Raw genomic sequence first — 14,197 nt, forward strand, 5'->3', positions numbered from 1 at the left:
AAAAGCGCCGTGGAGACGTAGGAAATGAACCGCCAGGCTATCTGCCAGCAGCTGACGGATAAAATCAATCAGCTGATTTTAAAAGAAAAGAGTGATGTATTTTTTGATGGCGTACGGCTGATGTACGGCACCAAACCGATGGCGCGTACCCCGGTCATGTACGAGCCGGGCATTGTTTTTCTCTTTTCGGGTCATAAAACAGGTTATCTTAATGACCGCGTATTCCGCTATGACGCCAATGAATACCTGCTGCTGACGGTGCCTTTACCCTTCGAGTGCGAAACTTTTGCGACGGCAGACGTACCGCTCGCCGGAATGCGTGTGAAAGTGGATATCCAGCAACTGCAGGATTTGCTGATGGACATCGGAGAAGACGATCTCTTCCGTCCGCAGTCCTGTACCGACGGGATAAATTCTGCCGAACTGTCGGAAGAAATTCTTTGCGCTGCAGAGCGGTTGCTGGATGTATTAGAGAGGCCTCTCGATGCCCGAGTCCTGGGCAAGCAGATTATCCGTGAGATCCTTTATCACGTTTTGACGGGCCCAAGCGGCGGGGCGCTACTGGCGCTGGTAAGCCGCCAGACGCATTTTAGCCTGATCAGCCGCGTGCTGCGCCGGATTGAAAACCAGTACACCGAAAACTTGTCGGTGGACCAGCTGGCAGCCGAGGCTAACATGAGCGTTTCTGCGTTTCATCACAACTTCAAGTCGGTGACCAGCACGTCGCCGCTGCAATACCTGAAAACTTACCGTCTGCATAAGGCAAGAATGTTAATGCTGCATGACGGTATGAAGGCAAGCGCGGCGGCTATCCGCGTGGGCTACGAGAGCGCGTCTCAGTTTAGCCGGGAGTTTAAACGCTATTTTGGCGTGACGCCGGGGGAAGATATGGCGCGGATGCGGGTTATTTAATGAGGCAAAAGCGAAGAGCGAATAAGTCGGGCTTATCCGCTCTTTCTTCATCAAGCAGGGTTACGCGGCGCTAACCTTTTTTTTCAGCACCACAAACACCGTGCCGACCAGGCCCACAATCAGCAGAGCAACCGGCAAAATCATCAGGAAGGTCATCACCTGATCTTCATGGCGCTTAACAAAGGGGATCATGCTGAGCGCGTAGCCCAGGCTAATCACAACGCCGACCCACAGCAGGCCGCTTAGCCAGTTAAAGAACTGAAAACGGCGGTTGCTGAGGCCGGAAATCCCCGCCATGGTAGGCAGCAGAGTACGAACAAAGGCCAGGAAGCGGCCCGCGAGCAGCGCCAGTAAACCGTGGCGGTCAAACATTTGCGTGGCGCGCTGGTGGTACTGGGTTGGCAGCTGTTTCAGCCAGCCTTTAACCGTGCGGGTATTGCCGAGCCAGCGCCCTTGTAAATAGCTAAGCCAACAGCCCAGGCTGGCTGCGATGGTTAAAATCACCAGCGTCGGTACAAAGCCCATCACGCCTTTGGCGATCAGCGCTCCCGCGAGCAGCAACAGGCTATCGCCCGGTAAAAATGAAGCAGGAAGTAGCCCATTTTCCAGGAACAGCGTCGCAAACATAACGCAATAGACAATGCCAATCACATGGGGGTCGGCCAGCGCAGCAAAATCGTGATGCCAAAGCGCCTCGACAATATTTTGTATAACAGCCATAGGTATTCCTGTGGAACCGCTTATTGAGTTCGCCCCGAGTATTACACCCGCAACTTAGGCTCACCTTAATTTCTACACATTGTACTGCTAAAATCTTCTCGACACCTTGATCCCAGGCTCAACAAAATCCCGATAATGGCAAAAAACTGTTCCACGATTACCGATAAACGGATTTTTTAGGCAATACGCTGGAAACCCGCTTCCAGATCCGCCATCAGATCGTCCACGTTTTCCAGGCCAATATGAAGGCGAACCAGGGTGCCGCTAAAGTCGACGCCGCCTGCCGGGCGGATCTCCGCCAGCTCATCGGGCTGATTAGCGAGAATAAGCGATTCATAGCCGCCCCAGGAATAGGCCATGCTGAAATACTCGAAATGATTGAGGTACTGTTCATACTCTTCATCACTCAGCCGCTTTTTCAGCACAAATGAGAACAGCCCGCTGCTGCCCGTAAAGTCACGTTTCCAGTATTCATGCCCCTTGCTGCCGGGCAGCGCTGGATGATTCACGCGCTCAACCTGCGGATGCTGTGCCAGCCATTCGGCGACTTTTAAGCTGCTTTCTTGATGCTGACGCAGGCGAACACCCAGGGTCCGAATACCGCGGCTGGTCATATACGCGGTGTCTGCATCCAGCATTTGCCCCATCAGATAGGCATTCTCGCGCAGCTGATCCCAGCATCGGGCATTGGATACCGCGGTGCCAACCATCGCATCCGAATGGCCAATTAAATATTTGGTTCCCGCCTGAATGGAGATGTCGATGCCGAACTCCAGCGCTTTAAACAGCACGCCAGCCGCCCAGGTATTGTCGATCATGATGATAGCGTCGGGGGCAACGCGCCTTACCGCTGCGACAATCGCCGGAATATCGTGGACTTCCATCGTAATGGAACCGGGGGATTCCAGAAAAACGACTTTGGTATTCGGCTGAATCAGGCTGGCAATATCGGCACCAATCTCCGGCGCGAACCAGCCAGTGCTAACCCCAAGCTTTGAGAGAATTTTGGTACAGAAATCCTGCGTTGGTTCATAGGCCGTTTCGGTCACCAGAACGTGATCGCCCTGTTCAACAAAGGCCAGAATTGTATTAGCCACCGCGGCGGCGCCGCAGGGAAAGAGGGCACAGCCCGCGCCGCCCTCAAGTTCACACATCGCTTCCTGCAACGAGAAATGGGTCAGCGTGCCGCGACGGCCATAGAACAGCTCGCCCTTAGCGCGGTTAGCGGTGGCCTGCTTTTTGGCCTCAACGCTTTCAAAGACGAGGGAGGAGGCGCGCTGAATCACGCTGTTAACCGAACCCTGAGTAAACTTCTTGCTGCGCCCGGCGTTGACCAGCGCCGTTTCGATGTGTTTTTCCGCCATTTCCGCTTCCCCGTCTAACCATCTGGATGTCTGGACGTAAATTAACACAGAATGGGCAAAGGGCATCATGGCGTTTTCTCAGGTTGGCGAAAAAAGTCATCATTTCGCCAGGTGGGCGCTTTTCCTGCGTAAGCGCAAGGAATGCTTCAACAATTTCCGGCAGTCTGCAAATACTAATGAGAACGACTATCAATTCGATAGTTTTTTGATATATTAGTCTCAGTTTTGACATTTATTTCTCGCTGGAGCGTAAGACGTGACGAGTAATCTGATGCAGACGGATCTGTCCGTTTGGGGCATGTATCAACATGCTGACATCGTAGTGAAGATCGTGATGATTGGCCTGATTCTGGCCTCTGTTGTCACCTGGGCCATCTTTTTCAGTAAGAGCGTGGAGCTGATCACCCAGAAACGTCGCCTCAAGCGAGAGCAGCAGCAGCTGGCTAACGTGCGCTCCCTGAACGAAGCGAGCAGCGTGGCAGAAGCCTTTGACAGTAAAAGCCTGAGCACGCTGTTAATCAACGAAGCCCAGAACGAACTGGAACTTTCAGCCGGCGTGGAAGATAACGAAGGCATTAAAGATCGTACCGGCTTCCGCCTTGAGCGCCGCGTGGCCGCCGTTGGGCGTCACATGGGGCGCGGTAACGGCTTCCTGGCCACCATCGGTGCGATTTCACCGTTCGTCGGCCTGTTCGGTACCGTTTGGGGCATCATGAACAGCTTCATCGGTATCGCTCAATCCCAGACCACTAACCTTGCGGTCGTTGCCCCGGGCATCGCAGAAGCGCTGCTGGCGACGGCAATCGGCCTGGTTGCTGCCATCCCGGCGGTGGTTATCTATAACATCTTCGCGCGTATGATCGGCAGCTACAAAGCCAGCCTCAGCGACGTTGCCGCGCAGGTTCTGCTGCTGCAAAGCCGCGATCTGGACCTGGATGGTACCGCTCAGCCGCGTCCGGTGCGTAATACCCAGCAACTGCGAGTAGGTTAATGCCCCATGGCAATGCGTCTGAACGAAAACCTCGATGACAATGGTGAAATGCACGAAATCAACGTTACGCCGTTTATCGACGTGATGTTGGTGCTGCTGATCATCTTCATGGTGGCGGCGCCGCTGGCAACGGTGGACGTGAAGGTTAACCTTCCGGCCTCCAGCAGTGAACCACAGCCACGCCCTGAGAAGCCGGTTTATCTGTCGGTAAAAGCCGATCATTCGATGTTTATCGGTAATGACCCGGTAACCAAAGAGTCGATGGTCAATGCGCTGATTGCCGCAACCGAAGGGAAAAAAGACACCACCATTTTCTTCCGCGCGGACAAAACGGTGGACTACGAAACGCTGATGGACGTGATGGATACGCTGCACCAGGCAGGGTATTTGAAGATTGGCCTGGTCGGCCAGGAAGTCACGAAAGCGAAGTAAGTGGGGATGACCCTCATCACGGCCCTCTTCCTCTTGGGAGAGGGTGAAAACAACTCAAGTTTATTCTCTCCGTAGTTGTTACGTTCACCCGTAAATCTGTTTCCCCTGCGCGTTCAGAGCACGGTGAACGTGTCCGGGGGATAACGCCATCCCCCGGACAGCCCCGGCGCCCGGCGAGCTCATCGCCGCTGAAGCGGTAAACCCACCGGCTATCACCCAAACATTCGGGGTCGTTCGCGATTCGTTCCTGACGATCGCTCTCTTTCGCTGTTCCCGACAGCTCAACCCCGCCTGAGTTGGGTCATCACCGGGGGCGATGAGAGCCGGGGACAAGGGCGTGTCGGTGTGACTTGCAGCGACTGTTGCGTTCAGCGTTGCTTTGAGCTTAAAGCGAGGCTCGATTCCGGCTTAAATCGCCTGCGTTTTCTCTCCGACTGGCCAGCCTCCGGACGCCGGGAGCGGCCGGAGGCTGAGAGCGTCGGGAGCGCATCTCAGCCGACCCAGGACTGGGAGATAAAACGGAGGTCTGCCGCTTCAGCGGTCGATTTATTTGGCCGGGAGTCCGGGGTCTCGGGGGAGTGACGGTGACTCCACCGAGTCGTTCACAAGTTTGGGGGCTGCATAAAAAGCTGTGCTTGAGGTGAACGGAACCTTAGCTGAACCTTCATATAGCTTATTTGTGACTAACAGACAGCCAAAGAGAGAAATCGTTAAATTTTATTACTCTTTATATTCCCTCGCCCCACTGGGGAGAGGGCCTGGGAAAGGGGCAAACCCCACTCACAGCGTAGAACTTTTCCACGTCTTCTCTGCAAGACCACGGGTCATCGACAGCGTCTGGGCTTCCTGCTCCTTCAGGCGCTGATAATGCCCTTCCAGCCGCTTAAGAATCTGCTCTTTAAGCTTTGGATGATGGCTGAGGATCTCTTCCAGCACCGCCCCATACACCTCTTCTTTGGCGCGCCACGGGAAGATTTCACGGCGGTTCATCCACTTCAGATCGATAAGCGCCGAAGTAATATCCGTAACTTCCTGCGTATTACGGGTGATATTTTCATTCTTAAGGCGAACCAGAATCGCTATATTTTTACTTAACGTAAATTCATGGTCTTTATTTTCATCAGCGCTAATTAACAAGGGCTGTTTTTTTAGAGGTTCTGCCATAGCACTACTCCTCAATTGAATAGCATAATGGCCAGGGTTTTTCTTGGGTCATTTGATTAACCCAAATTTCCTGCTCCTTGCTACTCACCCAGGCGGTTTTGTCTTCGATAAGCATCTGCAAATCGGCGGTACTAATAAGTTCTTTTTCAACCAGTTCGCCTATCAGGGCATGTAACGCCTCTATCCTAACCGCGCACAGCAGCCGCTCTTTAATATGACGGTCGGTTTCTTCAAGCAGGCGGTTCTTGGCCTGCCCGGCATAATGACTGCCGCTCAGGATGTTTTTTTCCAGCGTTAAAATCTTGTCCTGAACGACTTCCGACGTGGTACTATTTTCAGCTTCTGCAGGGAGCGTTGACGGTGCAACAACGGGATAGCGCCGTGGTAAGAAGTGTTCAGGCAGCATCGAATGTGATCCTTTGGAATCGGTTCAATATTCAGGTTCAGAGATTCGCGATATGATGCCTCAATTCAAAAATAAAAAAAACAGGAGTTTCTTATGCACAGCATATTTTATTCTATTGTCACCATTTTGATTTTGTTGTGTGCTGTATTGGTTATGCTCAAGGAGTTTAGCGCTTCAAATAATAAGAAAAATCGTGCGGCGGGTGAAATACAACCCATCACCACCAGCGAAGAGCGTGAAGATTATTTTGGCATGCTGATGTCTAAAATTACGCCCAGCTATTATTGGCGTATTAACAGTGAGTATATTGATTTTACTCACGCCACAATTAAAAAAATGCGTATCGATGAACTGACTTCCCAGCCGGTTTTATTTAGCGCCCAGCGCCGCTGCAGTGATTTAAATTCGGCGGTGTATAAATATTATGACAATATTAAAAAACGCTGTGCCGAAGGTGAGCAGGTGCCATTGTCAGATATTGAAGTGCTGAACCTGCGCCAGTGTTTTAACGAGTTTAGCCGAGACGCTTATCCTGCACTGGTCGCGTTGGTATGGCCACAGTATCAGCGCCCGGAGATCGACCTGAACAGCGTGTGAGCCCTGTAATCCTGCGTCCGGGGCTCACGCTTAAACGCCGGAATTCGCTATAATGACGCCCTTTTGCTATTTCCAGACAGGACATTATGGAACGTTTTATTGAGAATGCGATGTACGCCTCGCGCTGGCTTCTGGCCCCGGTTTACTTCGGGTTATCTCTGGCCCTGCTTGCGCTGACGGTGAAGTTTTTCCAGGAGATCATTCACGTTCTCCCGAATATCTTCTCGATTGCGGAGGCTGACTTAATTTTGACCCTGCTCTCGCTGGTGGATATGGCGCTGGTCGGCGGCCTGCTGGTGATGGTGATGTTTTCCGGCTATGAGAACTTTGTCTCGACGCTGGATATTTATGAAGGCAAAGAGAAACTAAGCTGGCTGGGGAAAATGGACTCTGGCTCGCTGAAGAATAAAGTCGCGGCATCCATCGTGGCCATCTCTTCTATCCATCTGCTGCGTATTTTTATGGACGCTAAAAACGTGCCGGACAACAAGCTGATGTGGTACGTGATCATCCACCTGACGTTTGTGCTGTCGGCGTTTGTGATGGGCTATCTCGACAAGCTTTCCCGCAGCGGGAAATATTAAAAACTAAGCCCCTGTTTACAGGGGCTTAGGCTTTTATTTGTCGGACGATGCCTGCCACAGATTTAGCTCGCCATCGGCGACGTGGCGGTCAATTCGCTCCAGCTCTTCTGCGGTAAAGTGCAGATTATCCAGCGCTTTCACATTCTCTTTCAGCTGTTCTGCCCGGCTCGCACCGATCAACACTGAGGTGACGCGCTCATCTTTCAGCAGCCAGCTCAGCGCCATCTGTGCCATTGTCTGGCCACGCTCCAGCGCCATCTCGTTGAGTAAGCGCAGGCTACTGAGATTCGCCTCGGTCAGCATCTTTTCATTCAGCCCGCGAATTTTATTGCCTTCCACCTGCATCCTTGAGCCTTCCGGGATGCCGTTCAGGTATTTGCCGGTCAGCAGGCCCTGGGCGAGCGGGGTAAAGGCGATACAGCCGCTGCCGTTGTGCTGCAGCGTGTCCAGCAGGCCGCTTTTATCGACCCAGCGGTTTAACAGGTTGTAGGAGGGCTGGTGAATAAGCAGCGGAATTTTCCATTCTCGCAGCAGATCGGCCATTTTCTCTGTTCTTTCGGCGGAGTAAGAGGAGATCCCGACGTAAAGCGCTTTGCCGCTTTGCACCGCATGTGCCAGGGCGCTGGCCGTTTCTTCCATCGGCGTTCTCTCATCCACGCGATGGGAATAGAAGATATCGACATACTCCAGCCCCATGCGCTTCAGGCTCTGATCCAAACTTGCCAGCAGGTACTTACGTGAGCCGCCGGAACCATAAGGGCCTGGCCACATGTCATACCCCGCTTTGGTGGCAATAATCAGCTCGTCGCGGTAGCTGCCAAAATCCTGCTTCAGCAGGCGGCCAAAGTTTTCTTCCGCCGAGCCCGGAGGCGGCCCGTAGTTATTCGCCAGATCGAAATGCGTAATACCCAGATCGAACGCGGTGCGCAGCAGATCGCGCTGGGACTCCAGCGGACTCACGCCGCCAAAACTGTGCCACAAGCCGAGAGAAAGCGCGGGCAGCTGCAGGCCGCTCTGGCCGCAGAAGCGATACTGCATGGATTGATAACGCGACGGGCTGGCTTCGTAGGGCATGGTGTCTCCTTAGGGTAAGAGTTATTTTTGAAACGTTGTTTCCATCTTAACCCTGCGGAGACATTCGGCAATCCGAAAATCAGGCCTCCGGCGAGAGCGCGCTGTGGGGCGTGCCCTGATAATACGCGAGCGCCACCATCAGCGACTGCACCAGGCAAAGCGTGGCGGACTGCGAGCGGAAGGCGTCTACCTGCGCCTCTTTCACCACAAAACAGAGATCGCTAAACGTGGCGAATGGGCTAATTTGGCTGTCCGTGATCACTATCTGGCGAGCGCCCGCCTGGGCGGCAATTTCACTCACCATCAGCGTCTCTTCGGCATACGGGGAGAAGCTTATCGACACCACAATATCTTTCGCTTTCACCCGGTTAACCTGCTCACGCAACATGCCGCCAAGCCCGTCCAGCAGCACGGCGCGGCAATCCAGATGGCTCAGAGCGTAGGTCAGATAAGCCGCCACGCTAAAGGAGCGGCGCAGGCCGACAACGTAGATCGTGTCTGCTTCGGCCAGCAATTCCACGGCACGCTGCAGCATTTCCGGTTCGGTACGGGCGGCCAGCTGCTGCAGGGCCTGAGCATTTGAGCGGGCAAACTCCTGCAAAATATCCAGCGGCGTTTCCGGCACGGCTTCGCTGCCCAGCTCACGGAACAGCCTCGCCCGATCGGTATAGCTGGCCGTCTCTTCCACCAGATTCATGCGAAACAGCTGTTTCATTTCGTTGAACCCGCTGAAATCAAAGGCATTAGCAAAGCGGATAAGCGTTGAGGGCGGCACCTCCGCCCGTTCGGCAATGGCGGCCACGGTATCAAATGCCACGCTATTGGTGTTATCCAGCACGTAGCGGGAAACCTGCTGCAGCCTTTTGCTCAGGCTGTCGTAGCGGTCGCGGATCTGCTGCTGGAGTTCGCTCAGGGTTGTCGCGGTGGTCAATTTGCCATCCTCAAAAGTATTCGCTGAAACGTATTTAAGCGTAGTACTGGCAAAAATGAAACAGATGCACCAAAACTGGCGGGGGCTGAAACGACACTGACGTCTCAGTCTTTGCACCTCATTCTGCGGGTTAACATAAAAACGAAGTGTTGATCACAATAATCAACATTTATTTTATTTGAACTTAAAATGGAATGTTTGTTTCATATACAGTGTTCGGGAGACAACCCTAACAGCAAGAGGCCAGAGATGGAGACGGTAGCGAATTTTATCCACGGTGAATGCGTCGCGGGCGAAGGCCAGCGGGTACAGGCGATCTTTAACCCGGCGACCGGCGCGCAGATCCGCCAGGTCGCCATGAGCACGGCCAGGCAGACGGAGCAGGCCATTGCCGCTGCCCAGCAGGCGTTTCCAGGCTGGGCTCGCCAGTCTCCGCTTAAGCGCGCCCGCGTGATGTTCCGCTTTAAAAGCCTGCTTGAGGAACACATGGACGGCCTGGCGAAGCTCATCAGCGAAGAGCACGGCAAGGTTTATTCTGACGCGGTGGGCGAACTGACCCGCGGCCTTGAAGTGGTGGAATTCGCCTGCGGCATCCCGCATCTGCAAAAAGGTGAGCATTCGGCCAACGTGGGTACGGGCGTGGACAGCCATTCTCTGATGCAGCCGCTTGGCGTCTGTGCGGGGATCACGCCGTTTAATTTCCCGGCAATGGTGCCGATGTGGATGTTCCCTATCGCGCTGGCAACCGGGAATACCTTTGTGCTCAAACCGTCGGAAAAAGATCCGTCTCTGTCGCTGCGTCTGGCTCAGTTGCTGAAGGAAGCCGGGCTGCCGGACGGCGTGTTTAACGTGGTGCAGGGCGATAAAGAAGCCGTGGACGTATTGCTGACCGACCCAAGGATTCAGGCCGTTAGCTTTGTCGGCTCTACGCCGATTGCCGAATACATTTACCAGACCGCTTCTGCCCACGGCAAGCGCTGTCAGGCGCTGGGCGGGGCGAAAAACCACTGTATTTTGATGCCGGATGCCGATCTGGAGATGGCAACTAACGCCATTATGGGGGCGGCTTTTGGTGCCGCGGGGGAACGCTGCATGGCGCTTTCGGTGGTGGTTGCCGTGGGGGATGAAACCGCAGATGCGCTGTGCGCGGGGCTGGAAAAACAGCTTGCTACGCTGCGTGTGGGGCCGGGCCTTGGGCAGGAGCCGGAAAACGAAATGGGGCCGCTCATTTCTGCACCGCACCGGGCCAAAGTGCTGGGCTATATTGATAGCGGAGAGCAGCAGGGCGCGACGCTGCGCGTGGACGGTCGGGGCCTGAGGCTTGCAGGCCATGAAGGCGGCTATTTTGTTGGCCCAACGCTGTTTGACCATGTCACGCCTGAGATGACCATTTATAAAGAAGAGATTTTCGGCCCGGTACTGAGCGTGGTGCGCGTGCCGGATTACGCCAGCGCGCTGGAACTGATCAACAAGCACGAATACGGCAACGGCACGGCGATTTTTACCCGTGACGGTGGTACTGCAAGGCGATTCACCGAAGAAGTTCTGGTGGGCATGGTCGGCGTGAACGTGCCTATCCCGGTGCCGATGGCTTTCCACAGCTTTGGCGGCTGGAAGCGTTCTATCTTCGGGCCGCTGAACGTGCACGGCAGCGACGGCGTGCGTTTCTATACGCGGATGAAAACCGTCACCGCTCGCTGGCCGGAAACCAGCCATCAGCAAGGATCTGCATTCTCAATGCCGACGCTGGGCTAAGGGGAGGAAAGATGACCACACACCGCATGACCATGGCGCAGGCGCTGGTCAGGTTTTTAAATCAGCAGTACGTTGAAATCGACGGGCAGGAAGCGCCCTTTGTGGAAGGCGTAATGACCATTTTCGGGCACGGCAACGTGCTCGGGCTTGGGCAGGCGCTGGAGGAGGACCCCGGCCACCTGAAGGTGCATCAGGGCTGTAACGAACAGGGCATGGCGCATATCGCCACCGGCTTCGCCAAGCAACACCGGCGGCAGCGTATTTATGCCGTGACCTCCTCCGTGGGGCCGGGGGCAGCCAATATGGTGACTGCCGCCGCAACGGCCACCGCCAACCGTATTCCGCTTCTGCTCTTGCCCGGTGATATTTACGCCAGCCGCCAGCCGGACCCGGTGCTCCAGCAAATCGAGCAGTTTCATGACCTGAGCATTAGCACCAACGACTGCTTCCGGCCGGTGTCCCGTTACTGGGACAGAATCAACCGCCCGGAGCAGCTGATGAGCGCCATGATTAGCGCCATGCGAGTGCTTACTAACCCTGCGGATACCGGCGCGGTAACGATTTGCCTGCCGCAGGATGTGCAGGGTGAAGCCTGGGATTATCCGCAAAGCTTCTTTGCCCGGCGAGTGCACCATATCGAGCGGCGTCCGCCGGATGAAAATCGGCTGCATGCCGCGCTAAAGCTCATTGCCAGCAAGCGTCGTCCGCTGGTTATTTGCGGCGGTGGGGTTCGCTATTCCGGCGCGCATCAGGTTTTTCAGGATTTTGTGGAACGCTTCGGGCTACCGTTTGCCGAAACCCAGGGCGGAAAAGGTGCGCTTGTAAGCGAGCACTCACTTAATTTGGGAGGCCTCGGCGTGACGGGCGGCCTGGCGGCTAACCTACTGGCCCCGCAGGCGGATTTAATCATCGGCGTCGGCACCCGGCTGACCGACTTTACCACCGGCTCTAAATCGCTGTTTTCACCCGAGGCTGAGTACCTGCTGCTAAACGTAGCCGAATTCGACGCCCTGAAGCTGGACGCCACGCCGCTGGTGGCCGATGCTCGGATTGGGCTAGAGCAGTTGACTGCCGGGCTGCATCAGGCTGGCTATCACGCCGCCTGGCAGAACGAAGCTGCTAACGCTCAAGCAGCCTGGTGCGAGGAGTGCCAGCGGCTGTGGACTCGGCAATGGCAGGCGGGAGAAGCCCCTGAAGTGGCGGGCCATCTGGACGAAACTTTGCAGGAATACAGCCGTGAGCTAGGTACGTCATTGACTCAAACCCGCGTGCTGGGCCTGGTGAATCAGCATATTGAAGATGACGCTATCGTGGTGGGCGCGGCGGGTTCGCTGCCGGGGGATTTACAGCGCCTGTGGCAGGTAAAAACGCCGGACAGCTATCACCTCGAATACGGCTATTCGTGTATGGGCTACGAGATTGCCGCGGCGGTGGGGGCAAAGCTCGCGAAGCCGCAGCAGCCAGTGTATGCGATGGTGGGGGACGGTTCTTACCTGATGCTGCATTCCGAGCTGCAAACCGCCGTGCAGGAAGGGATAAAAATCACCATTCTGCTGTTCGATAATGCCGGGTTCGGCTGCATCAATAACCTGCAGATGGGCCACGGCATGGGCAGTTTTGGTACCGAAAACCGCCATCGAAATCCACACAGCGGCAGGCTGGATGGCCCGCTGGTGAAGGTCGATTTTGCCCAAAATGCCGAAAGCTACGGCTGCAAAGCCTGGCGGGTCAATAGCGAGGCGGAGCTGCTTGCCGCGCTGGAGGCATCCCGGCATGAGCCTGGGCCAACGCTGCTGGATATCAAAGTGCTGCCTAAAACTATGACCCACGGCTACCAAGCCTGGTGGCGTACCGGAGACGCTCAGGTTGCTCGCTCGAGCACGGTGGCCGATGCCGCTGAACAAACCGCCGCTAAGCTCAAAAACGCCCGTCAGTACTAACCCTTCAGCATTCCGCTGGACTGTCTGGCGGAATGTTTATTTCATTTTTGCTTTATTCTCTTCTCGTACTGGAGCATGGGCGCGCTCTTCCTCTCAAATCCCTTCTCTGTGCAGGTTTTAATTCATTCGGTGTTGTGATTTTGCTAACAAAATACAGCCGATAAATTATCAAAATGTTAACCTCTGCGCAAAAATGAAACTTTCACTCTGCATTAAAATGAAATAAATGTTTTATTTAAGGCGTCGTTATTCAGCTGCATGTGAAAGCCGGAAGATCCGGCTCATGACCCTACTGCAACACCACTTTCGGGAGCCGCCATGTTTAACATTGCTTTACTGGGCGCGGGCCGTATCGGCCAAATCCACGCCGCCAATATTGCCGCCCATCCCCATTCCACCCTCTGGTCCGTTGTCGATCCTAATGCAGAAAACGCCGCGCGCATTGCCGAAAAATACCAGGCGCGCCAGCAGAGCGTTGCCGAGGCGATGAGCGACCCGGAGGTTCATGCGGTGCTGATCGCCTCGGCGACCGACACTCACGCTAACCTGATTGAGCTTGCCGCCAAACACGGCAAAGCGATCTTCTGTGAAAAGCCGGTGCATTTGGATCTGGCCCGCGTGCGCGACTGCCTGAAAGTGGTGAAAGCTCATAATGTGCCGCTGTTTATCGGCTTTAACCGCCGCTTTGACCCTCAGTTCCGCAAGCTGAAAAACGAAGCGCTACAGGGGCGCATCGGCACGCCGGAATCGCTGGTGATTATCTCCCGCGACCCGTCGCCGCCGCCCGCTGAATATGTGCGTGTCTCCGGCGGCATGTTCCGCGACATGACCATTCACGACTTTGATATGGCTCGCTTCATCATGGGCGAAGAGCCGGTGGCCGTGTATGCCCAGGGCAGCAATCTGGTAGATCCGGCGATTGGTGAGGCAGGCGACATCGACACTGCTTTTATCGTCCTGAAATATGCCTCCGGGGCGCTGGCGACCATTGTGAACAGCCGCCGCTCGGCCTATGGCTACGACCAGCGTCTGGAGCTGCACGGCGCTAAGGGCCTGCTAACAGCGGGCAATATCCTGGAAAACCAGGTTCAATTCTTTGGCGACGGCGGGAACACCAGCGCGTTGCCAGAACACTTCTTCCTCCAGCGCTACAAAGATGCCTACGCCGCCGAATGGCAGCACTTTGTTGCCGTCCTGCGCGGCGAGGCCAAACCCGAGTGCAGCGGCGATGACGGTGAACGCGCCCTGTACCTGGCCGACAAGGCGCTGGAGTCAATGCGTAGCCAGCGCGAAGTTGCTTTGTAACCTCCGAAGACCCTACACATAG

The 14,197-nt window shown here is 55.2% G+C and carries 14 protein-coding genes; 8 read left to right on the forward strand and 6 right to left on the reverse strand.

The features are described 5' to 3' along the window. The first annotated feature begins 24 nt into the window (after positions 1 to 24). Positions 25 to 912, forward strand: coding sequence for an AraC family transcriptional regulator (locus tag AAIE03_RS22665; protein ID WP_008460951.1), 888 nt, complete (start codon positions 25 to 27; stop codon positions 910 to 912). A gap of 60 nt (positions 913 to 972) precedes the next feature. Here the strand turns inward: AAIE03_RS22665 and yghB are convergent, their stop codons facing one another. Both yghB and metC read right to left on the reverse strand, forming a co-directional pair. Beyond that, positions 973 to 1,632, reverse strand: a complete 660-nt coding sequence (yghB, locus tag AAIE03_RS22670) for a DedA family general envelope maintenance protein YghB (protein WP_008460953.1) — start codon at positions 1,630 to 1,632, stop codon at positions 973 to 975. 176 nt (positions 1,633 to 1,808) lie between these two features. Beyond that, on the reverse strand, positions 1,809 to 2,996 hold the full coding sequence (metC, locus tag AAIE03_RS22675; protein ID WP_166995202.1) for a cystathionine beta-lyase: 1,188 nt from the start codon (positions 2,994 to 2,996) through the stop codon (positions 1,809 to 1,811). 256 nt (positions 2,997 to 3,252) lie between these two features. Between metC and exbB the strand changes: the two genes are divergently transcribed. Then, the gene (gene exbB, locus AAIE03_RS22680; protein WP_166995204.1) at positions 3,253 to 3,987 is read left to right on the forward strand and encodes a tol-pal system-associated acyl-CoA thioesterase; all 735 of its coding nucleotides are present in this window, start codon (positions 3,253 to 3,255) and stop codon (positions 3,985 to 3,987) included. A 6-nt stretch (positions 3,988 to 3,993) separates the two neighbouring features. Next, complete coding sequence (gene exbD / locus AAIE03_RS22685; RefSeq protein WP_008460960.1) at positions 3,994 to 4,419, forward strand: TonB system transport protein ExbD; 426 nt, start codon at positions 3,994 to 3,996, stop codon at positions 4,417 to 4,419. A gap of 780 nt (positions 4,420 to 5,199) precedes the next feature. Here the strand turns inward: exbD and AAIE03_RS22690 are convergent. Next, a complete protein-coding gene (locus AAIE03_RS22690) occupies positions 5,200 to 5,583 on the reverse strand; it encodes a hypothetical protein (protein WP_008457003.1) in 384 nt (127 codons plus the stop codon). A gap of 4 nt (positions 5,584 to 5,587) precedes the next feature. After that, positions 5,588 to 5,989, reverse strand: coding sequence for a hypothetical protein (locus AAIE03_RS22695; protein WP_166995206.1), 402 nt, complete (start codon positions 5,987 to 5,989; stop codon positions 5,588 to 5,590). Positions 5,990 to 6,082: 93 nt separating this feature from the next. On the opposite strand from AAIE03_RS22695, the gene AAIE03_RS22700 reads away from it, so the two are divergent. Then, a complete protein-coding gene (locus tag AAIE03_RS22700) occupies positions 6,083 to 6,586 on the forward strand; it encodes an ESA_00282 family adhesion-associated protein (protein WP_008457007.1) in 504 nt (167 codons plus the stop codon). Positions 6,587 to 6,672: 86 nt separating this feature from the next. Further along, entirely contained in the window at positions 6,673 to 7,170 is a 498-nt protein-coding gene (locus tag AAIE03_RS22705; RefSeq protein ID WP_008457009.1) for a TIGR00645 family protein, read from the forward strand. A gap of 33 nt (positions 7,171 to 7,203) precedes the next feature. Here AAIE03_RS22705 and mgrA read toward each other — a convergent pair whose 3' ends face one another. Both mgrA and AAIE03_RS22715 read right to left on the reverse strand, forming a co-directional pair. Beyond that, entirely contained in the window at positions 7,204 to 8,244 is a 1,041-nt protein-coding gene (gene mgrA, locus AAIE03_RS22710) for an L-glyceraldehyde 3-phosphate reductase (protein WP_166995208.1), read from the reverse strand. 79 nt (positions 8,245 to 8,323) lie between these two features. Beyond that, on the reverse strand, positions 8,324 to 9,175 hold the full coding sequence (locus AAIE03_RS22715; RefSeq protein WP_008457013.1) for a MurR/RpiR family transcriptional regulator: 852 nt from the start codon (positions 9,173 to 9,175) through the stop codon (positions 8,324 to 8,326). A gap of 249 nt (positions 9,176 to 9,424) precedes the next feature. Between AAIE03_RS22715 and AAIE03_RS22720 the strand changes: the two genes are divergently transcribed. From AAIE03_RS22720 to iolG, 3 genes are all read left to right on the forward strand, one after another. Then, positions 9,425 to 10,930, forward strand: a complete 1,506-nt coding sequence (locus AAIE03_RS22720) for a CoA-acylating methylmalonate-semialdehyde dehydrogenase (RefSeq protein WP_008457016.1) — start codon at positions 9,425 to 9,427, stop codon at positions 10,928 to 10,930. 11 nt (positions 10,931 to 10,941) lie between these two features. After that, positions 10,942 to 12,870, forward strand: a complete 1,929-nt coding sequence (gene iolD / locus AAIE03_RS22725) for a 3D-(3,5/4)-trihydroxycyclohexane-1,2-dione acylhydrolase (decyclizing) (protein WP_336708683.1) — start codon at positions 10,942 to 10,944, stop codon at positions 12,868 to 12,870. Between the two features lie 318 nt (positions 12,871 to 13,188). Further along, positions 13,189 to 14,175: an inositol 2-dehydrogenase gene (gene iolG, locus AAIE03_RS22730; RefSeq protein WP_498563240.1), complete on the forward strand. Its 987-nt coding sequence runs from the start codon at positions 13,189 to 13,191 to the stop codon at positions 14,173 to 14,175. Positions 14,176 to 14,197: the final 22 nt, after the last annotated feature.

The organism is Pantoea sp. Ae19-2, assembly GCF_059801205.1.

What these genes read in the sequence shown, in the direction of transcription:
- AAIE03_RS22665 (WP_008460951.1), top strand. Translation starts at nt 25, where the DNA reads ATGAACCGCCAGGCTATCTGCCAGCAGCTGACGGATAAAATCAATCAG.
- yghB (WP_008460953.1), bottom strand. Translation starts at nt 1,632, where the DNA reads ATGGCTGTTATACAAAATATTGTCGAGGCGCTTTGGCATCACGATTTT.
- metC (WP_166995202.1), bottom strand. Translation starts at nt 2,996, where the DNA reads ATGGCGGAAAAACACATCGAAACGGCGCTGGTCAACGCCGGGCGCAGC.
- exbD (WP_008460960.1), top strand. Translation starts at nt 3,994, where the DNA reads ATGGCAATGCGTCTGAACGAAAACCTCGATGACAATGGTGAAATGCAC.
- AAIE03_RS22690 (WP_008457003.1), bottom strand. Translation starts at nt 5,583, where the DNA reads ATGGCAGAACCTCTAAAAAAACAGCCCTTGTTAATTAGCGCTGATGAA.
- AAIE03_RS22695 (WP_166995206.1), bottom strand. Translation starts at nt 5,989, where the DNA reads ATGCTGCCTGAACACTTCTTACCACGGCGCTATCCCGTTGTTGCACCG.
- AAIE03_RS22700 (WP_008457007.1), top strand. Translation starts at nt 6,083, where the DNA reads ATGCACAGCATATTTTATTCTATTGTCACCATTTTGATTTTGTTGTGT.
- AAIE03_RS22705 (WP_008457009.1), top strand. Translation starts at nt 6,673, where the DNA reads ATGGAACGTTTTATTGAGAATGCGATGTACGCCTCGCGCTGGCTTCTG.
- mgrA (WP_166995208.1), bottom strand. Translation starts at nt 8,244, where the DNA reads ATGCCCTACGAAGCCAGCCCGTCGCGTTATCAATCCATGCAGTATCGC.
- AAIE03_RS22720 (WP_008457016.1), top strand. Translation starts at nt 9,425, where the DNA reads ATGGAGACGGTAGCGAATTTTATCCACGGTGAATGCGTCGCGGGCGAA.
- iolD (WP_336708683.1), top strand. Translation starts at nt 10,942, where the DNA reads ATGACCACACACCGCATGACCATGGCGCAGGCGCTGGTCAGGTTTTTA.
- iolG (WP_498563240.1), top strand. Translation starts at nt 13,189, where the DNA reads ATGTTTAACATTGCTTTACTGGGCGCGGGCCGTATCGGCCAAATCCAC.